We start from the raw sequence: 22,104 nt of genomic DNA on the forward strand, positions 1-22,104 counted from the left end.
CGTCATGCGCCTTCGACGCGGTCGGCGGGAACCGGCGGCTGCGTATCGGAATGAAACACGAACAATTTGCTGATCCAGTAGGTCAGGGCCACGCAGACCACATCGCAGAAAAATTTAATCGGGACAGGGTTATCGACGAAATACAGTCCAAGGCTGAACAGCGCCGAAGCGATCGGGATATTGATGGCGAGTAACGAGAAATAGCGCACCGCTTGCGCCTTGCTGCTGCCGTGGGTCGACTGGAAGGTGAAGTGCCGATGCAGGAAGAACGCAAACACCCCGGCGACGCTTTTGGCGGCGATGTTGGCCAGGACGGGTTGGTCCTCGAACAAGGCGATCAACAGCAAAAAGGCCCCCATGTCCAGCGCATAGGCTATGAGCTGGACGACGCCGTATCGGATAAAGGTCAAGAGGTCCTCCTGATGACCACGATGTGATGCAGCGCCAACACCCGTCTCAACGGATACAGCATTTTTTCGGCGATTTTGAGCACGGGGATCAGCGCGTCAGGCAACAGCTGGCGAAAGTTCAGGCCGCCGGAAACCAGGTAGCGCGGATAACTGCCGCACACTTCTTGGTGGACGATTTCCAGGCTTGGGTACTTGCGCTCGAATGCTTGCCTGTCGCGCACGAAGACGATGTAGCTAAGGGCCTGGTTGGCGCCGTTCATGGGGCCGCTCGACGGTGTTTCCCAAGAGGGGAAGTGCATGTCGAAGCCTTCGGACTTGAACAGGCGTTTATAGAGAAAAGCGGCAAAGGGGCCGTGATAAGGCTCGATCAAAATGGCGCCGCCGCCGATCTTGAGCGTTCTTTCCAACTCCGTGAAAAACCGCTCGGGATGAGGAAAGTGGTGGAAGCAGTTCTGGCCATAAAAGGCCCTGACCGAATGATCGTCCAGGCTCATCGCCTCGGCATTGAGCGCCATGTCCAGTTGTTCGGTGGCGACAATGTCGGTGGCCAATACCTCAGGGAACGAATTACGCATGGGCGCAATGCCCGCCCCCAGTTCCACCTCAAGGCCCTCGACCTCGAAGTAGCGGTCTGCCAGGCGACGAAACGCGTGGTGGAACTCTACGAAGACTTCCTGGAGCATGCGCTTGCGTTCAAGCACTTTGCCGTGAAGTTCGAAGCGTTCGCTGCCGTCGACATCGAATGCCTTGAGCGACGGGTCCGATAAAAAATCTCTCAGCGTTTTAATGAGTTTTCTTCCCGCAATGACGTTGCCTTACCACGCCTGGATTGTCGTGGCCTGCTGGGTACCGAGGCGATGTCGTAACCGAGGAACGCCATGATCAGTTGCAGCCCCATGAGCATGGGCAGCGCGCTGAGCATCACGGTTCCGGCTGGCGTGGCGATGCCCTGCTGCGCCGACTCATACCAGTGATAGCTGCCGAAGATGATGCCGAACAACAACATGAGGATCCCGATCGGTAATTCGATCGACGCCAGGGACATATCGCGCAAGTAGTAGTTGTACAGCACGCGCTTGGTGAAATTGCGCAGGTGCTTGAACAGGAATTCACCGACGATTTTCGAGATCTTGAGATGACTGACTTCGTCGCCGTAGCGGGCTTCCATCGGAATATCCACCACCACGGCGCGCACGGTGTTCAGGCGGAACAGGATGTCGGTCTCGAAAAAATAGCGCTGGCTGACCTTGTCCAGGGGCAGCAGCCTGGCGACGTCACGGTGAATCGCCGTGTAGCCGTTGGTGGGGTCGAACAGATCCCAATAACCCGTCGAAAGCTTGGCCATCAGCGACAACACGGCGTTGCCGAACAGGCGCAGCCGTGGCATCGATTGGACTTCTTCCAAGTTGAAAAACCGATTGCCCTTGGTGTAGTCGGCTTCTCCCGCCAGGATCGGCTCGATGAACAGCGGGATCAGGGTCGGATCCATCTGACCGTCCCCATCGATTTTGACGATGATGCTCGCACCGTCGGCGAGGGCCGCGCGATAGCCGGTCATGACCGCACCGCCCACGCCTTTGTTGACGTCGTGGGGCAGCACCTTGACCCGGTGATCGTTACAGCAGGCCTGGACGTGCCCGCCCGAACCGTCCGGGCAGGCATCGTCGATGACGTAGATTCGCCACACTTCCGGCCCGATGGCGGCTATGACGCCCGCGATGTGTGCGGTGACCCGGTAGCTGGGGATGACGACGGCGACGCGTTGTTCGTCCGTGAAAAGCGCTGTGTTTGAGTTCATCGATATCGCCCGTTATTACCGGAATGAAAGTGACCTGAACGCCACCGGAGTGTCGGTATGACCGGACGCATAAATGATCACGGACGTGGCATTGGCAGGGGCAACGACGTTCATCTCATGGGTCTCCCATTGCCTGGTGCAGTCAAACGTTTCGATGCTGGCAGTAATGAAATCGCCTTGGTCGTCCATCCAGTTGGCTTGGACTCTGCCGGCAGTAGGTGTCGCTGCGCAGCGAGCGGAAACGCTGTTGATATAGCTAAGCCCCGGTGTGACTTCGACCCGTTGTGTGGCCGGTGTCTTGACGTTGACGGTGAGAATCTTGCGCGACGCGTCATAGGATGAGGAGGACGTCAGGCTCCAGCCCTCGAGGCTGGATAATTCCGGGTTGAGCAGGAGCTCGTAACGTGTGACATCGAGTTTGCGCAGGTCCAGGTCGTCCAATCTGGCATACGACGTGGACACAGCGAGCAGCCGCTCGAGTGGCGCCTGGGGAAGGGATTTGAGGTCGATCAGCAGCCAGTTCACCTGGTGCTGGCGCAGGCGCTGGGTCAGCGCCGCGGGTGTGCGCGCGCCATCGAACTCGTTTTTCCATTTCAGGTTGTACCACGATGCGTAAAGGGCATCGCCGCGCAAACCCGCCATCAACGGCGGTGCAAAGACCGCCACGGGCTGATAGCCACTGTTCAAGGTGTTGACCGTGTCGACCATTTTTCGGATGGGCAGGCGTTCCAGCAGATAGGCCTCCCGGCCTGCCTGGCTCAACAGTGCCGAAGGGTTGATGTCGCCATAGTAAGTCGCGGCCTGAATGAAACGGGTATTGGTCAGGATCAACAAGGTCCCGGCGACGATGGCGAGGTTGCGCGGGAAGATCCTGGCATCGGAAAAGGGCAGGGCCAGGATCACTGAAAAGAGCGCGAAGGAGGGAAAGACATAACGCAGATACGCCGTTGAGTGAAACGTCACGAACATCGCGCCGACGCCGACCAGGAGAATGCCCAAGGCTTTTTTATTGCCGCTCAACAGCACGGCGACGGCAGCCGTGGGCAGCAACAGCCACTGAAAGCCGGCCGCGCCGACTCGCCCCTCAATGAACTGGGACGACTTGAAGACCATTCGATAAAGGGTGTCCCAGGTCATCCCTGTACCGAACGCGGCCGGCGGTTCGAAATTGATGTTCGGCCAGAGCGGCGAGTGGAAAATGGCATTGAAAAACGGGAACACCGGGTTTCCGGTCAAGTACCCGGCAGAAACGTACGGGGTGGCACCGGCCAATAGCAGGCCGGCGCTGCCGAGCAGAAGCGTCTTGCCGAGCCCCTGGATCGCCCAGGCTCTGTACTGCAACAGGAGAATCGCCAGCAGGACCGGCAGGACGCTCAGGGTCACGGCTTTGGTCGCCATGGCGAAGCCGAGCAGGACGCCGGCCAGGAGCAGTTGCGACAGGCGCTCACTGGGATCCGGCGTGAAGCTTGAAACCTTGAGGATCGCCAGGGTCCCGGCCAGCATGAAGGCGGTCCACGCCGACTCTACGTGCAGGCTGCTGCTTTCGGCGAAGGCGAGGGGGGTCGATAGGAAAATCAGGCTTGCCCAGCGGGCACTTGTCGCAGAGCCCCCGGCCCAAAGGGTCACGTTGCGGATCTGCCACGCCAGCAGCAAGGTGAAGGCGCTATTGCCCAGGCGCGCTGCCGTTTCGCCGGCCAGCATATAGACGATGCTGTAGATCCAGTCGGCCAGCATGGGCATGACCGCCCACACATAGGTGCTTGCATCGAACGACCACTGGTGCCGCTGGGCCAGGTGTGAGGGGACGAAGAGATGCATGGCCAGCGCGTCATGCCCAACCTCCGGCATGAAGGCTACCAGCACGTAAAGGCAGGCGAAGCCGCAGACCATGACGTCGAGCCCGGTCTGCAAGGGTGTTTGCGCTGAGCGGGTGGCCTGGATGTGCCTCAGCAGCTCACGACCTATCGCGCTGACGTGTGTGTGCCCCAACAAAAGCGGCAAGGACAGCAGCGTGCCATACAGCCAGGGGTAGTTGATCGGCAGGTACGCAGCCAGGCCTGTCAGCGTACCGAACGTACCGGCGCCCACCAGTAGATGGACGCTCCAGTCGGCCGAGGCTTGTTGCCTGAGCATCCACCGGCCGAGTACGGTGGCAGACAGTGCGAACACGGCGACGACAATCACAGGCCATGTTTGCCCGCAGGCGATGGACATGCACGCCAGCAACCCCAGGCAAAGAATGACCGGTGGCTTGCGCGTGAGAACGGTGAGGGCGGCCAGGCCCGCCAATGACAGCAATATCGTCCGGGTGCTGCTGTTCATGGGCGCCAGTTCAAGCGTCGAAAAACCGTACGCGCCGACCACGGCACTCGCCAGTAACACCAACAACACCACTGCGTATTTCAGGCCGAATCTGGGCAAAATATCATCTCGGTTGCAAAAGGGTGCTCATACATCCCGGTACGTGTGCGGGACCCACAGTCCCCATTTGCTTTCGTAGATCGCCCGGTTTTTCTCGAAAAGTGCCTGTTTTTTTCGCGCCCCCAAGGCGTTGAACGAGGCGGACAGGTGGTGGTGAACGAAGACGTCTTCGGCACAGGCCGCGCGCATGCCAAGACGCTGTACCCGGCGGCAGTAATCGTCATCCTCGAAGAACCCCAGGCCGTACTCTTCGCACAGGCCACCGATCTGTTCGTAGGTCGAGCGCGGGAACATCACGCAGAAGAACGCCAGGGTGTTGATCTCGAACCACTCGCCCATGCGGGCGCGGGTCATTTGCGCGGCTTCGGCGGGCATGTCTTCCATGCGGCTATAGCGGGTGCCCACTTTGGCCTCATTGCCGATGTTGTTGGTGATCGGGCCGATGATGCCGATCTCCTTATGATCCCGCAGGTGGCGGATCAAGCCCTTGACCCAACCGGCGGTGACGACCGTGTCGTTGTTCAGGATCACCAGGTAATCACCGCTGGCCGCTGCGAGGCCCAGGTTGTTGCCGGCGGCGAATCCTTTGTTGTCCGGGTTGAGGATCACGATCCGGTCTGGATGTCCCTCGGCCCAGGCAGTGAGAAAGGCTGGAGTCTGGTCGCTGGAATGATTGTCGACGACGATGATTTCAAGGTTCGGGTACTGGCTCTGGCTCAGCAGGCTGTCAAGGCAGGCCTTGGTCATTTCGAGATTGTTGTAGGTCAACACCACGACGCTGACCTTGGGCTGGGGCAATGTCGCGATGGCTTCGCGCAGGCTGGCGGCCCGGTGCTGCCAGGTTTGGCCCCGGGCGAACGATTGACGAGCCTCCAGCGTAGCGCTGGCCTCTGGCAATGTGCCGAGGACACCGCGTATGGCCGAGATGAACTCAGTCGGCTCTTCAACCGCCCAGACCAGTTTGCCGAACTGGCTCAACTCCGGCAGCTTCACCGACACCACCGGTTTTCCCGCGCTCAGGTATTCATAGACCTTGACCGGGTTGGTGGCGAGGGTCAAAGGCATGACTTTGAATGGAAGCAGGCAAACGTCCATGGCGTGAAGGTAATAGGGCAGGGAGCCATACGGGACTTCGCCTTCCAGGACCACGTTCGGGTAGGCCTTGAAGTGTTTTTTCGCCTGGACGATATCACTGCCGATCAACAGTACCAGGTGCTGCGGAAAGGACTGGGCGACTCGCTTGACCAGGTCCAGATCGAACCATTCGGCTATGACACCGTAGTAACCGATGATCTTCCTGTCGCCGGGGGGGCGGTAGACCTTGTCGGGACGTCGGCTGAAGAAACTGAATTCGCAGGCGTTGCGGATCACCTCTACATTGCGGTTTTCCCGCTTGCCGTGTTGTTCAATCCAGTCGGAGGTCGCCACCAGCAGATCGGCCCTGCGCATCAAGGCAATCTCAAGGTCAAGCAATTCCTGGGCAACGTTGCCGAAGCCTGCGTGATGATCCATGCAGTCATAGACCAGCGTGGAGTTGGGGACACGCCTTGCCAGCGGGAACCAGTAGGCGTGCTGGACGATGCAATCCACGGCTTCGACGCTCGCTGATCGCAGGAGCATGGCCAGGCCTTCGCACAACTGGCGAATCGCCGCCGCTGACGGCGGGGCATGATAGATGGCCGGTGCACCAAGCACCTTGAAACGGATCTGGAACAGTCGGTTGGATCCCCCCAGCGGCTTTGCTTCGAAGCCAGGAGCATCGTCGTCGATGAAGTTGTTCGAGATATAAAAAGTCGTTTGTCCGGCTCGGGCCAACTCCTTGGCCAGGTTCTGTGGACGCTGGATACGAAAATGCCAGTCAATTACACCGAACATCAGGATCACGGGCTGCCCGAGGGTGGATGGCACGGCAAGGTTTACGGGCGGTTGCAGCGGGAGGAAACCAGCGGTTGCCGCTGATTCGCCTGGCGTGGCCTTGCCGGGTTTCAACCAGCTTCGAAGCCGACGCGCCAGTTGGCTTTTTTGCTGTGCGGGAAGGGGCAACCAGGCGTAGACCCAGCGCGATAATTTATACAGCTGCTTGCGTATCGAATACCTCAGCGGTGCGCGTTCAATGGCGTTGCCCCAGTCGGAAAGCTTGAACAGCTCAGCCTGCTTCGCCGTCAGTTGGGCACTCAGATCCTGCGCCCGATCAGAAAGTGTGACGGCCTCGCTTTCTCTTGCCTGGAGTAATGCTTCGGCGTCCTTGAGGCGCTGTTCGGCGACCCGCAGTTGCTCGCGCAGTCGCCCGGTCTTGCCTTCCTGAAGTGACAGGCGCGTGCGAAGCGCTTTTGAACCAAGGTCCAGTTGTTTGATAAGCCGATCTCGACTCTCGATTTCCTTGGCCAATTGCAAGTTTTCAAGGGTTCTGGATTGGGTTGAGCGAGTCAGTTGGTCAATGCAATCAACAAGACGGTTGATCTGGTCCATGCGGTTATCTAGTCCTTTGGTACGGTTGCTGGACACGGCGCCACGGCTAACCCACTCATATGACGTCGGCAAAGCCGTTGCGTGTCCTCTGGAACCAGGCAAACCCGGAGCAGGCAATCAGCACCGAGACAGCCGAATACGCCGCCAGGTGCTCCCATTGCGGTGGCCTGCCCCAGAACAGTACATCGCGAACCATTTCCACCGGCAGCGTCAGGGGATTTGCCTGCAAGGCGGCCTGATAGCTTTGTGGAAGTATCGAAAGTGGATAGAAGATCGGTGAGAGAAACAGCATCGCGGTGATGACAATGCCGATGAACTGGCCGATATCGCGCAGGTAGACGCTGATCGAGGCGAGAAACCAGGAGACTCCCAGCGTCATCAACACCAACGGAAGAAGCACCAACGGCAACAGCAGGGCAGTTACCGGTGGGGTGCCGAACAGGACGACATAGAAAATCAGCCAGGCCAGTACGCTGACCGCCATGTGGAACAGCGCCGCGCCGAGCGACACCAGGGGGAGGGTTTCCAGGGGGAACACGATTTTCTTGACGTAGTTGGTATTGGCCAGCACCAGGCCTGGCGCACGGCTCAGGCATTCGGAAAACAGGTTGAAGACCAGCAGGCCAGCGAACAGCACCAGGGCGAATTCGCTCTTGGATTCATCGCCGCCAGACCAGCGGGCCTTGAAAACGACACTGAACACGAAGGTGTAGACCACCAGCATCAATGCCGGCGTAAAGAACGACCACAAGATACCGAGCACCGAGCCTTTGTAGCGACCGATGACTTCCCTGCGGATCAACACGTAGATCAGGATTCGATTGATCAGGACACTCTTGATCATGGCGGCGGGGGACGTGCTGAACGACTGCATCGGTGCTTGATCCTCAAGACTGTATCTGGAACTCCTTGAATCGCGTCCTCATGGAGGGTAGGCCAAGTGTCGATTCCTTCAAGTTTTTTCCCCCATCTGTGCTTAACTCATCCGCAGCGCCCAAGCAGGACTGATCGGTAGCGCCGCACTATTGGTTGCGATTCATGGAAGGGTTTTGCCGATGTCGTTTGAAGTGGCCATCAGCGCCAAAAGCCTGGGCAAGTGTTATCAGATCTACGACGCACCCAAGGACCGCCTGTTGCAGATGCTGGTGCGCGGCAGGAAGCGTTTCTACCGTGAGTTCTGGGCCTTGGACGATGTTTCCCTGACCATCGCAAGGGGGGAAACTGTCGGTATCATCGGCCGTAACGGCAGCGGCAAATCCACCTTGCTGCAATTGATCTGCGGGACGTTGATGCCCACTCGGGGAAGCGTCCAGTCGCATGGGCGGATTGCCGCGTTGCTCGAACTGGGGTCTGGCTTCAATCCGGAGTTCACCGGCCGGGAAAACGTCTATGTGAACGCGGCGGTGCTGGGCTTGAGTCGCGCGGAAATCGACGCTCGCTTCGATGACATCCTCGCCTTCGCCAATATCGGCGATTTCATCGACCAGCCCACCAAAATCTATTCCAGCGGCATGCTGGTACGGCTGGCCTTCGCTGTTTCGGTCTGTGTGGAGCCCGAAATCCTGATCGTCGATGAGGCCCTTTCCGTCGGTGACGCATCCTTTCAATTCAAATGCCTGAATCGGCTCGAAGCGCTGGCTGCCAACGGCACGACACTGCTGTTCGTCTCCCACGACATGAGTATGGTCAAGCGCTTCTGCCACCGGGTCATCTACCTGCGCGCAGGCCGGGTCGTTGCGAGCGGCTCGCCCGATGAAATGGCCGAGCTGCACTTGCTCGACATGCGTGACGAGCAACGTCGCTGGGCCAGTGGCGGGGTCATCCCGGTTACGCGCAAGTCATTCATGGGCGGGCAGGAGGGCATTGCCTTTGGGACTGAAGAAGGGCACATCAGCGCTGCCTGCTTCACCAGCACCCAGCAGCTATGCTCCAGCTACCTGTATGGCGACAACATCGAGATTTACGTCGAGGCGGTGCTGCATGAGTCGATCATGCAACCCAACATCAGTTTCACCATTCAGGAGGCGAGGCTGCTGGTGATTGGCGGGGGCAATTTCGCACTGCAACCGGGGCCCGTCGAAAACGGCTGGCGGCGTACGGCCATTACGGTGCGCTTCCCGGCCAACCTCGCGCAGGGACGCTATCATGTCACGCTCAAGCTGTTGCACGGGGCGACGGAAGATACCTCGCAGCTGATCGAGAAGCAGGTCGCGCCCTTGGCGTTCGATATGCTGCCCAACCCGAGGAATTTCTTGGGCATGGTTGACCTGGGGTTGCAGAGGATCGATCTACCACCGGTCGAGTCGCTGCCCAAGCCCTGCGGGACTCAAGGAACGAGGCTTTTGACGCAACAACGGGACGAACGCACTTGGCAGGTCGCCATATTTGGCACGTTCGACGTAGAAAACTACGGCGATCTGCTGTTTCCGATCATCGCCGAGGCGGAGCTGACCCGGCGCTTGGGCCCGGTCAATCTGCATCGGTTTTCCTATCACGGGAAAACCCGGCCGGAATGGCCCTATGCGGTCACGTCGTTGACGGAGCTGCCCCACATAGCGCCCAGCCTGGATGGGGTATTGATCGGCGGCGGCTTCCTGATCCGATTCGATAAAGTCGTTGCCCACGGCTATGGTCCGACAACCGACGAGATCCATCACCCTACCGGTTATTGGCTGACCCCTGCGCTCATCGCGCTGCAGCACGCAATCCCACTCATGTGGAACGCCCCGGGGATGCATTGCAACGCAATTCCCGACTGGGCCAGGCCGTTGTTGAAAATGGCCCTTGAGCAAAGCCAGTACGTGCGCGTCCGTGACGCACTGTCGCGCGATGCCCTCGGCGCGCTTGCCGGACAGGCCGAAATCGAAGTGCTGCCCGATACCGCGTTTGGCTTGCCATGCCTGATCGATGAGCAGCAGCCCTCGGCCGAGTTCATTCGCCTGCGCCAGCACGCCGGGTTGAGCGGGCCCTACATCGTGATCCACGCCATTCATGTGGTGGAACCCTTTGTAAGACTGTTCGAAGACCACGCCGAGGCGTTCCAGGGCTATCAGTTCCTGGTGGTGCCGATTGGCCCCGTCCTGGGTGACGATCCGTCGGTGATTGCCGCGCGCTTGCCTGGGGCTGTCACCTTATCGTTCTGGCCGGAACCGTTGCTGATGGCGCAGATCATCAGCCAGGCCCAAGCGGTGATCGGCCACAGCTATCACCTGGCGATCACCGCCCTGGCGTTTGGCGTCCCGGTGTTTTGCTCGGCGGACCTGACCACGGGCAAGTACACCGCGCTGGCCGGGTTCGACACACTCCATGCGTTGCCGGACGTGGCGACGGTCGATCCGCAATGGTTCCGCGCCCGCGTGGGCAAGACCCACCCATCGCCCGCGGCGCGTGCGGCGGCGGATCGGTTGGTCGAGCATTGGGACCGAGTCGCGGCGATCATTCGCCGGGGTAAAACGGCGTCCCAACCAGTGTTAGGGGCTTTTCTACAGCATCTGCCCAATCTGCTCGAGGCGGCGGCCGAGGGGCTTGAACCATCGCCTGCGGAGTGTCCGGCAAGCCCCGTTGTGCCGAAGCCGGACGTCATTGAACCTGCACAAAACCTTGCCCAGCAGCAACGGATCGTCCAGCTCCGTGAGCAACTGGCCCGCAGTGACGCCAGGATGCTGGAGCTACAGAACTCCCATTCATTCCGAATGACCGCACCACTGCGTTCCATCGCCCGTGGTATCAGAAACCTCACAGCGATCAAGAACTGACAATGCTAGATCTCTCGCGTCTCACGCCAGCGGCTCTAAGGACTCATCCCTTCACATGGGCTGAAATCGGCAACCTGTACTCGGCCGAGGATGCCGCCGCGCTGGCGGCGTCCTTTCCCCATGATCACTTCAAGACGGTGAGTGGTTATGGCGGCGAGAAAAATTATGACTACGAGGCTCGCGCCTTGCTGGGCATGGGCACCGATACCATCGCTTTTGCGCAGGAGCTGAGCGAGGCGTGGTTGCGGCTGGCGCAGGACCTTGGCTCGGCCGGCTATCGCGAGGCCATGTCGGAGCTGACCGGAATCGATCTGCGCAGCGTGCCGATGGAGGTCAATGTCTTTCATTACGGCCCCGGCGCGAGCCTGGGAGCGCATCCGGACCTGCCCGATAAACTGGTCACCCATATCCTCTATTTCAATGAGTCCTGGGACCGCAACGACGGCGGTTGCCTGAACATCCTGCACCGCAACGATCCCACTGCCGTGGCGGCGGAGATCGAGCCGCTGGTGGGCAATTCGGCGATCCTGGTGCGCTCGGATAATTCCTGGCATGCCGTCACGCCCGTGGTACGCGGCTGCCATTCTTCCCGACGCAGCCTGACTGCGACGTTTTATCGACCGGGTTCTGTCAGTTCCCTGTGGCCGCCGGGTGACGGCACTGCGCTGCATGAGTATCCACGTGCTTAAGCCTGACAGCCCCTTCATCGACCGCGACGCCGCCTTGGCTCAACGAGACGCGGCCATCAACGAACGCGACATCGCCTTGGCAAAAGTCGACTTCCTGCAAAAGACCCGTTCGTGGCGTTTTACCCGGCCATTGCGGTCGCTTTTCCGGGTGCTGCGTTATGGGTTCGCCGCCACCGAGGAATTACCCGAAACAACCGCTGCGATCGTCTACCCGGCAGCACCGGAGCCATTGCCGAACGTCGAGGTGCAAGCTGATTTCGGCACAAAAGGCCGCCTGGATATTCTCTGCTTCGCCAACATCGACTGGGCCGCACGCTTCCAGCGACCGCAGCAGTTGATGAGCCAGTTTGCGAGCAATGGCTATCGGGTGTTCTATATCGTTCCCTGCGAAGTGCCGGAACAGGGGCAGCCCTATCGATTGACATCGGTGGCGCCCAATATTTACGAAGTGGCACTGCAGCGCGATTTCCAGGAGGCGTATTACGAAAAAATAGTCACGCCTGAAAATCATCAGGCCTTGTTGCGTGCCATGGCTGCGTTGACCGCCGATCTGCAGATCAGAACCGCACTTTCGGTGGTGCATATCGCTTATTGGAGCCCCGTGGCACTCAGCCTGCGCACCAGGTATGGCTGGCGCATCCACTATGACTGCATGGATGACTGGGATGGGTTTCCGAACATCGGCGAACAACTGCTGAGCGAAGAAAAGAACCTGGTTGTCCAGGCGGATCTGGTGACTGTTTCCGCCGCGTTGCTTCACCAGAAATGGTGTGCCCATAACCCCCGCTGCGTGCTGGTCCGAAACGCGGTGGATTTCGCTTTTTTTCGCCAGCACTGTTTCACCAATGATCTACTGGGCGGGCTTGCCGGCCCGGTGATTGGCTACTACGGCGCCCTGGCGCAATGGCTCGATTATCCCTTGCTGGCGGCCATGGCGGACCGGCGGCCGGAATGGAATTTCATCCTGGTGGGGGATGTTTTCGTCGACGATATGGCGGGCCTGGAGCACAAGCCCAATGTGCAGTTGTTGGGTCGCAAGCCTTACTCGCAGATGCCGCTTTACCTGGATCACTTCGATGCCTGCCTGATTCCCTTCAGGCTCTACAACGTGACGCATGCGGTCGATCCGGTGAAGTTCTACGAGTACATGAGCGCGGGCAAGCCGGTGATCTCCACGCCACTGGCGGAAATGAACGTCTATAAGGACTTGCTGTACTTCGCCACCGGGGTCGATGAATTCATCGAGCAGATCGAGCGAGCCTTGGCCGAGCGCGACCTGGCGCTCAACAAGCGCCGCGTGGAACTCGCCCGGGCCAATGATTGGAAGGATCGATTCAACAGCCTGCAAATGGCAATCGCCGGACTGTACGAAAAAGTCTCCATCGTGCTCGTGACGTACAACAACCTCAACCTGACCATTCAATGTGTCAACAGCATTCTGGCTAACACCACCTGGCCCGATTACCAGCTGATTGTTGTCGACAATGGTTCGGACGACGGCACGGGTGACTATCTTGAACGCCTGCGCCAGGAAGTACCGACCGCGAAGATCATCCTCAACCCGGACAACCGGGGCTTCGCCGCGGCGAACAACCAGGGTTTGCGCGAAGCCGACGGTGACATCCTGCTGCTGCTCAACAACGACACGGTAGTGCCTGGCGGCTGGCTGGACCCGCTGGTCATGCATTTGAGGGACCCGAGTATCGGCCTGGTCGGACCGGTCACGAATGCGGTAGGCAACGAGGCGAAAATCGAGGTTTCCTACACCGACATCCAACAGATGCAAAATTTTGCCGACCGCCATACCGAGGCCCACCAGGGACAGTCGTTCGATATCTCGATGCTGGCGATGTTTTGTGTGGCCTTTCGCCGCAGCATCCTCGAAGAGGTGGGGTATCTGGATGAGGCATTCGGTATCGGGATGTTCGAAGACGACGACTACAGTCGACGCGTCCAGTCGGCCGGCTATCGGACAGTCTGCGCCGAAGATGCGTTTATCCACCACTACGGGCAGGCCTCGTTCAGAAAGCTGATCGCCAGTGGCGAATATCAGGCCCTCTGGGATAAAAACCAGGCGTACTTCGAAAGCAAATGGGGCGCTTGGCAAACCCATGTCCAGCGTGACGAGACTGGGGTGGGAGGGAAGGGCTAAGTCGAAGAGGCAGGCTCCAACTCAGCCCCCAGGCAAGTCCTCAGCCATCAGCTGAAAAGCCCTGGGAGTAAACCCGAGCCGGTCCCGGGCATCCGAATGGTCGAACACCAAATCCTCATTCATTCGCCCCACCAGCGCGCTGGAAAGGTGTCGATAGCGAGGCAGCCAGCGCATGATCGAAACGCCCCGGCTCAACGCCTTGGCGGGCAGGCGCAATGTCCGTTCAGGGCGGCCCAGGGCCTGGAAAATGCGTTGCACCATCGTGTGATAAGACAGGACTTCTCCCCCCGAAAGGTCGTAGCCGCCACTGGGCAAGTCAGCTGTGCCGATGGCGGACAGGCACGCCTGGATCACGTCATCGCCATGCACCGGCTGACGCAGCCCGGTACCGCCACCGATCAGCGGAAAAAAACCGAAGCGTTGAATGAACCGCGCTATTTCAGAAATGTTCTTGTCGCGACCAAAGCCATAGATCATGGTCGGGCGCAGGATCACCCATTCGATTTGCCGTTCGATCGCCCACTGTTCGAGCTGCTCTTCGGCATGTATCAAGCGTTGCGTCACCTGTCTTTCGCGAATATCAGGTGATGCTTGCTTGGCAAAACGGCTCGTGGACGACAGGACGACAACGCGTCTGATGCGGGTGCTGGCAAGGCGCCTTAAATAGTCGGCAAGCACCCAGATGGGCGCAAATGACAGGAAAACGTCCAGCTCCAGTGCGTGCCAGTCATCAGCCTTTCGCCACGTCACACCGGAGCAGGGCACCTTGGGTAGGCCTCGGGTGAAGGCGCTCGTTGTGTGACCGCTTTGGGCCAGCAACGGCAGGGCGCGCTCGCCCAGGAGGCTGGAACCGCCCAACATCCCTATCCGCAATTGAGGTCCCTTAGCGTAGATTCCATGTGCCTTTGAGCCGCAGAGTCGCATGGCGAAGGACCATCAGGCTGAATCGAAACCAGACGCCGATCACCACGCTGATCCAGAGGACGGCAGGGTATTTGCGACGGAAGTACTTGCGATAGAAACGCAAGAATCCCAGGTGCTTGTGCCATTCGACAAAATACGGACGGTGCCGACTGCAAACCCCGAATACATGCATGACCCGGGCACCTGGCACGAACAGAACGCGCCATCCGGCCTGATGAAAGCGCATGCACCAGTCCAGGTCCTCGCAATGAAGGAAATAGTCTTCGTCCCACAACCCGACGCTCTCGATGGCTTCGCGCTTGACCAGCATGCACGCCCCCGAGATGGCTTCAACGACAATGGGCGCGCTGGGCAGCGGCTCCTTGTGCAGTAGAAAATCCGACAACACCGACGGGAAAAAAGTTGAGAGCCGCGAAAGCCCGAAAGCCCGCATGAAGGCGCGCCTTGGCGTCGGAAACACCCGTCGTCCGCCGGCTTGCTCGCTGCCGTCCGGATTGCACAGGAACCCTCCGACCATGCCGATCTCCGGCGAGCTGCGCAGCGTCAGCAGCAATCGGCTTATCGCATCAGCGGCCAATACCGTGTCCGGGTTCAAGAAAAATAAATTGGGCGCCGCTGACAGGCGGGCTCCCTGGTTGCACGCCACGGCGAAGCCGAGGTTCGCGGCATTGCGCAGGATATCAAGCGAGTCGCCAGCCGCGTGGGTTCGTTCAAGCAGCTTCAGGCTGTCATCGCGAGAATCGTTGTCCACCACGATCACCCTGGACGCACCGGCGGCAAACGCCGACTCCACGCACTCCAGCAAGTATTCGCCAGCGTTGTAATTGACGATGATCACATCACACTCGCCACGTGGAGACGATGTGGCCAATTCATCAATAGCGAGCAGTTCCACTGCTTCCAACTTCGTCACTCCCTGTACGAACCTGAATACGTATGGGATCGCAACTACTCAGGCCTGTATCCACCATAGCAGGTCCTCGCCCGTCGACCAGTCCGGGCGCGGATGTGTGCTCCGTGGACCGTCACGTCTGGCCGCTTTAACGCTCAATCAGCTCGCGAACGTGCTTGGCGATGGCCAGGCACGACGTCAGCCCAGGGGACTCGATGCCGAACAAGTTGATCAGCCCCGCAACGCCATGCTCGCGCGGGCTGCTGATCAGGAAATCGCAGGCAGGCTCGCCAGGCGCCGAGATCTTCGGGCGAATCCCGCTATAGCCCGGCTGCAGGCTGCCGTCCGGCAAGCCGGGCCAGTAATTGCGAATGGCGGAATAGAAGCCGTCTGCGCGAGCTGGATCGACCTGATAATCCTCGGTTTCGATCCATTCGGTGTCCGGGCCGAAGCGTGCCTGCCCGCCCAGATCGATGGTCATGTGCACCCCGAGGCCATCGGCTTCCGGTGCCGGGTAGATCAGGTGCGTGAAGGGCACAGGCTTTGACACGCTGAAGTAACTTCCCTTGCACAAATAGTCACGTGGCACCGTGTCGGGCGCCAATCCAACGATGCGCCGGGCCAATGCCGGGGCCTGCAGGCCAGCCGCATTGATCAGTCGGCGACAGGCGAGCGCCATGGGGGCCTCCCCACCGACGTCAAGCAGAAAACCGTCGGCCGTCACTTTTGCAGCGAGCAATGGGGCATGGAACGCGATGCTGGTGCCGGCTGCCTCGCAATCCCCTTGCAGCGCCAACATCAGCGCATGGGAATCAACGATGCCAGTCGAAGGTGAATACAACGCAGCAATGCATTCAAGGGCCGGTTCCAAAGCGGTGGCCTGATGACGATCAAGCAGGCGCAGATCATCTACACCGTTCTCACGCCCTCGCTGGAGCAATACCTGGAGCTGGCCTACTTGCGCGTCAGTGTTGGCGACGATCAGTTTTCCTGTTCGACGCGTATTGACGCCGTGGCCGTCGCAATAGGCGTAGAGCGCATGCCTGCCCTCGACGCAGAGTCGGGCTTTCAAACTCCCGGGGGGGTAATAGATCCCCGCATGGATGACCTCCGAGTTACGCGAGCTTATGCCAATACCGATGGCTTCTGCGGCTTCGATCACCAGCACTTCGTGGCCGGCCCGGGCCATTTCGCGCGCGACAGCAAGCCCCACCACGCCCGCACCCACCACCACGCAATCGATATCGACACTCACGTCACAGCTCCTATGAATGCTCATGCACTTAAGTACAAATAAAAATTGTGTTTGTGAAAAATTTATATTGATTTTTATTAGGTTGGTGCGGCTTTAGCATAAATCACCTGCAAAAAAGACGTTGGGCAACGCGTGCAATGCCCAATCTCACAACCCCATGAATAGCTGTATCGGAGTCCTGATGAGTCTTTCTCCTTTCCATCTCGCAATCCCGGTTTATGACCTCGCTGCAGCCCGCACCTTCTACGCAGAGGTCTTTGGCCTTTGCGAAGGGCGCTCCAGCAGCCAATGGGTCGATTTCGACTTCTACGGTCATCAATTGGTGATCCACGAACACCCGAAGACCGCTTCTCAAGACAGCGTCCACAGTAACCCGGTGGATGGTCACGACGTACCGGTCCCGCATTTCGGGATTGTTCTCGAGTGGGCGCAATGGGAGGCCCTGGCTGAGCGTCTCAGGTCCTTTGGTACCGAGTTTGTGATTGAGCCCTACATTCGATTCAAGGGGCAGGTCGGTGAACAAGCGACCATGTTCTTGTTCGACCCCTGCGGTAACGCGCTTGAGTTCAAGGCATTCAAGGATATGAGTCAGCTTTTCGCGAAATAATACTGCCGATAGCGGGCTGCGCTTATCGTCTGGTTGCCGTGGGAGCCGTCAAGGCTTCTTCAAACCCTGTTCGGTAATCAGTTGGACCAGCGCTTTTACCGGTTCGGTGAGGCTGCGGCGGGCACGGTGCACGAGGCCGATATCGCGGTGGAACGTGCGCTGTTTCAGGTCTACGGCGCGGACCGCTGCCGGCCACTCCTGTAGGGTGGCGGTTTCAGGCACCAGGGCCACGCCGACGCCGTTGGCCACCAGCTTGACGATCGCATCCAGCTCGTCGAGCTCGCACACTTCGTGCAATACGACGTGGGTTTGTCGCAAGAAACGGTCTACCTGCCGGCCGCCGAAAGAAGATCGGTCGTAACGAATGAATGGCTGGGTTGAAACCAGCTCCGACCAGTCATCGCCCGGCATATCGGCCGGGACGATGAGGCGATAGGGTTCACGTGTCAACGTTGTCCAGCGCAAGTCACTTTGAAGCGAGAAGGGCGGACGGATGATCGCTGCCATGTCGATTTCGCCGGCATCCACCTGATTGACCAGTTCCATGGAAAGACCCGGAATGACACGTGTCCTGCATTGCGCAAACTGCTGATGAAAATGAGCAATCGCTTGCGGTAGGAATGAGCGTTGCACAGAGGCAATCGCGCCAATCGTTACCAGGACGCTGGTGGGCAGCCCGACGTTTGTCGTGCCCAGATTCTGGAACTGACGGACCAGGTCCTGCCCTTGCAGCAGCACCTGTTGCCCCATTCGGTTGAGCTGGGCTGATCGTCCTTTACGGTCAAACAGCTCGACGCCGAGCTCCGCCTCAAGGCGTTGCATTTGCGCACTGACAGCGGCCTGGGTGAGCCCTATCTTGCTGCCGGCCGCGGCGAAGGTTCCCTCTCTCGCCACCGCAATGAATGTTTTCAGTTCTTTGATCATGGTCAAAGAGTAATGATGTTTCTACGGTGAATACATTTGTTTTTTTGTTGGCGGGTAGCGGATCGTAAAACTTGCATATCGTTATGCAGTAATCACGACAGTTGGTGTCGTTCTCGCGGAGCGAAGGTCCCGCTCAGGCCCATCTGTCAGGCTGTCATTGCCCGATTCGCGGCAATAATTTGCTCATGGGTAAACTGACTGCCCGGGGCCATGAAGCAGGCCAGGAGTGCGTCCCGGTTGTGTGGCGCTTTTATTTTATCCGCTGCACACAAGGCCAGTTTCAGCTCCGGCAGTGTCAGTTCGGTGCAGTACGCCGGCGTGCCCGGTTGCTGACGCCATGAGTCCTCAAGGGAGCCCGCGGCAAGCGCGGTGAAGCCGGTGTCCTCGACAAGACCCTGCGCTAATGCCTCAGCCTCGGTGTCATCCCCCGCTACGGGGATGGCGATACGTGTCGAAGACCCGGCGGGTTGGCCTTTGTCGGCAAGCGTTGCTGCGAGCACGGCGTTCCATGCCTTGACCACCGGGCGGCCGATCTGCTCGCTCACCCAGACGCTTTCGGGCTTGCCACTGTCAATGTCCTCAATCGCCCCGTCACGTCCCGGGTAGTAATTGGAGGTGTCGATGACGACGGCTTTCTCGGAAGCATTGCGCAGCGTCTGCCTGAGATCGGGATATTCAGCGAATGGAACCGAGAGGATAACGGCGTCCACCTCAGACACCGCTTCTTCCCTGGTCACGGCGCGTACGCCGATTTCGTTGGCAAGGGCCTGAATACTCTGCGGCCCCCTCGAGTTCGCCAGTTTGACCTCATGACCGCACGCCGCAAGTTTACGGGCGAGGGTTGCCCCAATGTTGCCCGCGCCGATAATTCCGATTTTCATTTCAATGACCTCTTCACAGATAACAATTGTTGACCGTCACGCTGCCGGTGCTTTGTATTCCGCCAGCATTTTCAATACCTCATCGTGTGAACCGCTCGCTTCAGCAAACCGTAAAGGCTTGGCGCGTTCGACAACCAGTTCGCGCGGGGTAGGAGACAGCTTGAGCAGTTCGAAGATTTCATCCAGGAACTCCTCCAAAGGCATGGCATGTTCGTCGTTTTCCTGACCGAGCAAAGAGGTGCGCACACCCGGTGGCGCAAGCTCGATAACCTCGACTGACGAGGCTTGCAGCTGCACGCGAAGGCTTTGTGTGAATGAATGAACGGCCGCTTTGGTTGCGCTGTAGGTCGGTGTCGCCGGCAGTGGGACAAATGCCAACGCTGAGCTGACATTCACGATCGTGGCACTGGGCTGCTTGATCAGTTGGGGCGTGAAGGCATACACCATGCGAATCGTGCCAAGCAGGTTCGTTGCCACGATGTCTTCGGCTGTGCTCAGGTAGCCGGAGTCAGTCAAATCCTCCCAATGCATGATCCCGGCGTTGTTGACCAGGACGTTCAGATTCGGGTGGCTGACCGCAAGCGCTTCGCTGCTGCGCTGGATCGATTGTGGATCGCAGACGTCCAGCACTACCGATTCAATGCCTGGATGTTCCGAGACAATTTTGTCGAGCAAAGCCTTGCGCCGTCCCGCGATGATGACCCTGTTGCCCGCCTTGTGAAGCCTGAGCGCCAAGCCAAGGCCGATACCTGAGGTGCTGCCGGTAACCAGAATCGTATTGCCAGTGCCGTTCATAGTAAACTCCAGTGAGATGCTGAAACGGACAGATGTCCGCTTTTTCAAACTTAGCGGACAGCTGTCCGCTTTGCAATGCGCTCAAGGAAAAACTTTGCCCATGCCTGACGAATTGGTGATGCGTTCTGACGCCAGGAAGAACCGCGAACGGATACTGGAAGTCGCCGTGGTGGAGCTCACAAATGATCCTGCCGTTGCGCTGAGCACGATTGCCAAGAAAGCCGGAGTCGGACAGGGCACCTTCTATCGGCACTTCGCCACCAGGGAGAGCCTGGTATTCGAGGTGTATCAATTCGAAATGCAGCAGGTGGCCTCGTTGGCGGAACAGCTGCTCGCGACAAAACCGCCGAAAGAGGCGCTCCGAGAATGGATGGACTGCCTCGTTGAATATGCGATGACCAAGGCGGGACTTGCGACCGCGATACGCCAGGCCGCTTCCGCTTACGAGTTCCCTGGAAAATCCGGCTACGCGCCAGTCCAGGAAGCAGCCGAATTGCTTTTGAGGGCTAACGAAAAGGCCGGAACGATTCGTAGCGGGGTCACTCACGACGACTTTTTCCTGGCCACTGCCGGAATTTGGCAAATAGACTCCCGGAGCGAATGGCGCCCACGTCTCGCCAGGTTGATGGACCTGGTGATGGATGGCTTGTGCGCAGGCAGCCCCGAAAGCCTGAAGGCAAGTGCAGTTGATGACGGTCCCAGCGGTCCAGCCTTGAACCAAACCTGAAAACCCCACCGGTCATCGCCGTGCTTGAAACGCGATGACCGGAGTGTCGCACTGGTTACTTCTGCGCCAGTAACGCCTTTCGTGCCGCCTTGTCGTGTTTCATGGCAGCGATTTCACGCTCGCAGGCCTCGACGTCAAAAGAGTTGTCCCACTTGGCAATGGCGATGGTGCCGATGCCATTACCGATCAAGTTGGTTACGGCTCGCGCTTCGTTCAGGAACCGGTCGATGCCCAGGAGCAAAACCAGGCCTACCAGAGGGATTGAGTGAATGGTTGTGAGCGTCGCAGCGAGCGTTACGAAACCCGCGCCTGCAACGCCAGCCGAGCCTTTTGAGGTCAGCAGGAACACGCCCAGCAGGATCATCTGATCCACGAATGTCAGCGGTGTGTTGGTCGCCTGGGCGATAAAGATGGCGGCCATCGTCAGATAGATGCAGGTGCCGTCCGCATTGAAGGTGTACCCGGTTGGCAACACCATGCCCACCACGGATTTTTTGCAGCCGAGTTTTTCAAGCTTGACCATCATTCTCGGCAGCACGGCTTCGGTGGAGCAGGTGCCAAGGGTGATGAGAATTTCATCCTTGAAATAACGAAGAAATTGCATCAGCGGCATGCCCGACCATCGAGCAACCGTGCCCAGCACGACGACGATGAAAAACAAGGTGGTGATGTAGAGCGCGACCAGCAACTGGCCGAGCGACAGCAAGGTCCCAATCCCGTATTTGCCGATGGTGAAAGCCATGCCGGCACCGGCACCAATCGGCGCCAGGCGCATGACCATTGCGACGATCTTGAACAGGCCTTGCAGGAACAGATCGATGGTGTTGATCAGCGGCTTGCTGGTTTCGCCCATTTGAACCAGGGCAACCCCCATCAGCACCGAAAGCAGGATGACCTGAAGCATGACGCCATTGGAGAATGCGCCGACGAAGGTCTGCGGGATGATGTTGAGGAAGAACTCAACGGTGCCGCCTTGCTCACTCGCGACTTGGCTGTATTTGCTGATGGCGCTGCCATCCAGCGCGCCAGCGTTGATGTTCATGCCCACGCCTGGCTTCACGAGATTGACCACGATAAGGCCGATGACCAGGGCGATGGTCGAAAGAATCTCGAAATAGATCAGCGCCTTTACGCCAATCCGTCCGACTTCCTTGATGCTGCCCATCTTCGCGATACCGACAACCACCGTGCCGAAAATAATCGGCGCCAACAGCATCTTGATCAGTTTGATGAAACCGTCGGCAAAGGGCTGGAGCTTGGCGCCAATATTGGGCATGAAGTAACCGATTGCTGCACCGATCACGATACCGATCAGCACTTGCACATATAGCTGGCTGTACCAGCGGGACTGGGAGATTTCCACGGGAGCACCTCATTTTATTTTTGTGATGGGCATGTGGCTTGG

17 protein-coding genes and 2 pseudogenes are annotated in these 22,104 nt (G+C 58.9%); 6 read left to right on the forward strand and 13 right to left on the reverse strand.

Going from position 1 to position 22,104, the window contains the following annotated elements:
* Positions 1-2 precede the first annotated feature (2 nt).
* From HU742_RS10455 to HU742_RS10480, 6 genes are all read right to left on the reverse strand, one after another.
* A complete protein-coding gene (locus tag HU742_RS10455; protein WP_186631424.1) occupies positions 3-410 on the reverse strand; it encodes a GtrA family protein in 408 nt (135 codons plus the stop codon).
* Positions 407-1,093 carry a class I SAM-dependent methyltransferase gene (locus tag HU742_RS10460; RefSeq protein WP_186642437.1) on the reverse strand — a complete coding sequence of 229 codons (687 nt, stop codon included), beginning with the start codon at positions 1,091-1,093 and terminating at the stop codon, positions 407-409. Before HU742_RS10460 ends, HU742_RS10455 begins: the two co-directional genes overlap by 4 nt.
* Positions 1,094-1,185: 92 nt before the next feature.
* The gene (locus HU742_RS10465) at positions 1,186-2,208 is read right to left on the reverse strand and encodes a glycosyltransferase family 2 protein (RefSeq protein ID WP_186642438.1); all 1,023 of its coding nucleotides are present in this window, start codon (positions 2,206-2,208) and stop codon (positions 1,186-1,188) included.
* 15 nt (positions 2,209-2,223) lie between these two features.
* Complete coding sequence (locus HU742_RS10470) at positions 2,224-4,629, reverse strand: phospholipid carrier-dependent glycosyltransferase (RefSeq protein WP_189664229.1); 2,406 nt, start codon at positions 4,627-4,629, stop codon at positions 2,224-2,226.
* Positions 4,630-4,656: 27 nt separating this feature from the next.
* A complete protein-coding gene (locus HU742_RS10475) occupies positions 4,657-7,098 on the reverse strand; it encodes a glycosyltransferase (RefSeq protein WP_186642439.1) in 2,442 nt (813 codons plus the stop codon).
* Positions 7,099-7,153: 55 nt separating this feature from the next.
* Entirely contained in the window at positions 7,154-7,972 is an 819-nt protein-coding gene (locus tag HU742_RS10480; protein WP_186631435.1) for an ABC transporter permease, read from the reverse strand.
* Positions 7,973-8,153: 181 nt separating this feature from the next.
* On the opposite strand from HU742_RS10480, the pseudogene HU742_RS26775 reads away from it, so the two are divergent.
* From HU742_RS26775 to HU742_RS10495, 4 genes and pseudogenes are all read left to right on the forward strand, one after another.
* A pseudogene (locus tag HU742_RS26775) lies at positions 8,154-9,377 on the forward strand (ABC transporter ATP-binding protein); the annotation flags it as partial.
* A gap of 138 nt (positions 9,378-9,515) precedes the next feature.
* Positions 9,516-10,853: pseudogene (locus HU742_RS26780) on the forward strand (polysaccharide pyruvyl transferase family protein); the annotation flags it as partial.
* 2 nt (positions 10,854-10,855) lie between these two features.
* Positions 10,856-11,542 carry a 2OG-Fe(II) oxygenase gene (locus tag HU742_RS10490; protein WP_186631441.1) on the forward strand — a complete coding sequence of 229 codons (687 nt, stop codon included), beginning with the start codon at positions 10,856-10,858 and terminating at the stop codon, positions 11,540-11,542.
* Positions 11,535-13,694 carry a glycosyltransferase gene (locus tag HU742_RS10495; protein WP_186642441.1) on the forward strand — a complete coding sequence of 720 codons (2,160 nt, stop codon included), beginning with the start codon at positions 11,535-11,537 and terminating at the stop codon, positions 13,692-13,694. The genes HU742_RS10490 and HU742_RS10495 overlap by 8 nt, the downstream gene beginning before the upstream one ends.
* A gap of 21 nt (positions 13,695-13,715) precedes the next feature.
* Here HU742_RS10495 and HU742_RS10500 read toward each other — a convergent pair whose 3' ends face one another.
* The 3 genes from HU742_RS10500 to HU742_RS10510 all read right to left on the reverse strand — a co-directional run bounded on the left by HU742_RS10500 (position 13,716) and on the right by HU742_RS10510 (position 16,765).
* Positions 13,716-14,555, reverse strand: a complete 840-nt coding sequence (locus HU742_RS10500; protein ID WP_186642442.1) for an NAD-dependent epimerase/dehydratase family protein — start codon at positions 14,553-14,555, stop codon at positions 13,716-13,718.
* Between the two features lie 22 nt (positions 14,556-14,577).
* Entirely contained in the window at positions 14,578-15,513 is a 936-nt protein-coding gene (locus HU742_RS10505; RefSeq protein WP_367616108.1) for a glycosyltransferase family 2 protein, read from the reverse strand.
* 145 nt (positions 15,514-15,658) lie between these two features.
* Positions 15,659-16,765 (reverse strand): NAD(P)/FAD-dependent oxidoreductase, encoded by a 1,107-nt coding sequence (locus HU742_RS10510; RefSeq protein WP_186642444.1) that lies wholly within the window; start codon positions 16,763-16,765, stop codon positions 15,659-15,661.
* Between the two features lie 181 nt (positions 16,766-16,946).
* Between HU742_RS10510 and HU742_RS10515 the strand changes: the two genes are divergently transcribed.
* Positions 16,947-17,372: a VOC family protein gene (locus HU742_RS10515; protein ID WP_186642445.1), complete on the forward strand. Its 426-nt coding sequence runs from the start codon at positions 16,947-16,949 to the stop codon at positions 17,370-17,372.
* Between the two features lie 48 nt (positions 17,373-17,420).
* Here HU742_RS10515 and HU742_RS10520 read toward each other — a convergent pair whose 3' ends face one another.
* The 3 genes from HU742_RS10520 to HU742_RS10530 all read right to left on the reverse strand — a co-directional run bounded on the left by HU742_RS10520 (position 17,421) and on the right by HU742_RS10530 (position 19,972).
* Positions 17,421-18,296: a LysR family transcriptional regulator gene (locus HU742_RS10520; RefSeq protein WP_186642446.1), complete on the reverse strand. Its 876-nt coding sequence runs from the start codon at positions 18,294-18,296 to the stop codon at positions 17,421-17,423.
* Positions 18,297-18,442: 146 nt separating this feature from the next.
* Entirely contained in the window at positions 18,443-19,183 is a 741-nt protein-coding gene (locus HU742_RS10525) for an NADPH-dependent F420 reductase (protein ID WP_367616109.1), read from the reverse strand.
* 30 nt (positions 19,184-19,213) lie between these two features.
* Complete coding sequence (locus HU742_RS10530) at positions 19,214-19,972, reverse strand: SDR family oxidoreductase (RefSeq protein ID WP_186642448.1); 759 nt, start codon at positions 19,970-19,972, stop codon at positions 19,214-19,216.
* Between the two features lie 100 nt (positions 19,973-20,072).
* Here HU742_RS10530 and HU742_RS10535 point away from each other — a divergent pair, with 100 nt between their 5' ends.
* On the forward strand, positions 20,073-20,699 hold the full coding sequence (locus tag HU742_RS10535) for a TetR/AcrR family transcriptional regulator (RefSeq protein WP_186642449.1): 627 nt from the start codon (positions 20,073-20,075) through the stop codon (positions 20,697-20,699).
* 55 nt (positions 20,700-20,754) lie between these two features.
* Here HU742_RS10535 and dctA read toward each other — a convergent pair whose 3' ends face one another.
* Positions 20,755-22,062 carry a C4-dicarboxylate transporter DctA gene (gene dctA, locus HU742_RS10540; RefSeq protein WP_186631468.1) on the reverse strand — a complete coding sequence of 436 codons (1,308 nt, stop codon included), beginning with the start codon at positions 22,060-22,062 and terminating at the stop codon, positions 20,755-20,757.
* Positions 22,063-22,104: the final 42 nt, after the last annotated feature.

It is taken from the genome of Pseudomonas marvdashtae, assembly GCF_014268655.2.
Lineage (GTDB): Bacteria > Pseudomonadota > Gammaproteobacteria > Pseudomonadales > Pseudomonadaceae > Aquipseudomonas > Aquipseudomonas marvdashtae.

Excerpts from the sequence above, each read along its gene's own strand:
- HU742_RS10460 (WP_186642437.1), bottom strand. The coding sequence starts at position 1,093 with ATGCTCCAGGAAGTCTTCGTAGAGTTCCACCACGCGTTTCGTCGCCTG.
- HU742_RS10515 (WP_186642445.1), top strand. The coding sequence starts at position 16,947 with ATGAGTCTTTCTCCTTTCCATCTCGCAATCCCGGTTTATGACCTCGCT.
- HU742_RS10465 (WP_186642438.1), bottom strand. The coding sequence starts at position 2,208 with ATGAACTCAAACACAGCGCTTTTCACGGACGAACAACGCGTCGCCGTC.
- HU742_RS10520 (WP_186642446.1), bottom strand. The coding sequence starts at position 18,296 with ATGATCAAAGAACTGAAAACATTCATTGCGGTGGCGAGAGAGGGAACC.
- HU742_RS10480 (WP_186631435.1), bottom strand. The coding sequence starts at position 7,972 with ATGCAGTCGTTCAGCACGTCCCCCGCCGCCATGATCAAGAGTGTCCTG.
- HU742_RS10475 (WP_186642439.1), bottom strand. The coding sequence starts at position 7,098 with ATGGACCAGATCAACCGTCTTGTTGATTGCATTGACCAACTGACTCGC.
- HU742_RS10535 (WP_186642449.1), top strand. The coding sequence starts at position 20,073 with ATGCCTGACGAATTGGTGATGCGTTCTGACGCCAGGAAGAACCGCGAA.
- HU742_RS10500 (WP_186642442.1), bottom strand. The coding sequence starts at position 14,555 with ATGTTGGGCGGTTCCAGCCTCCTGGGCGAGCGCGCCCTGCCGTTGCTG.
- HU742_RS10490 (WP_186631441.1), top strand. The coding sequence starts at position 10,856 with ATGCTAGATCTCTCGCGTCTCACGCCAGCGGCTCTAAGGACTCATCCC.
- HU742_RS10530 (WP_186642448.1), bottom strand. The coding sequence starts at position 19,972 with ATGAACGGCACTGGCAATACGATTCTGGTTACCGGCAGCACCTCAGGT.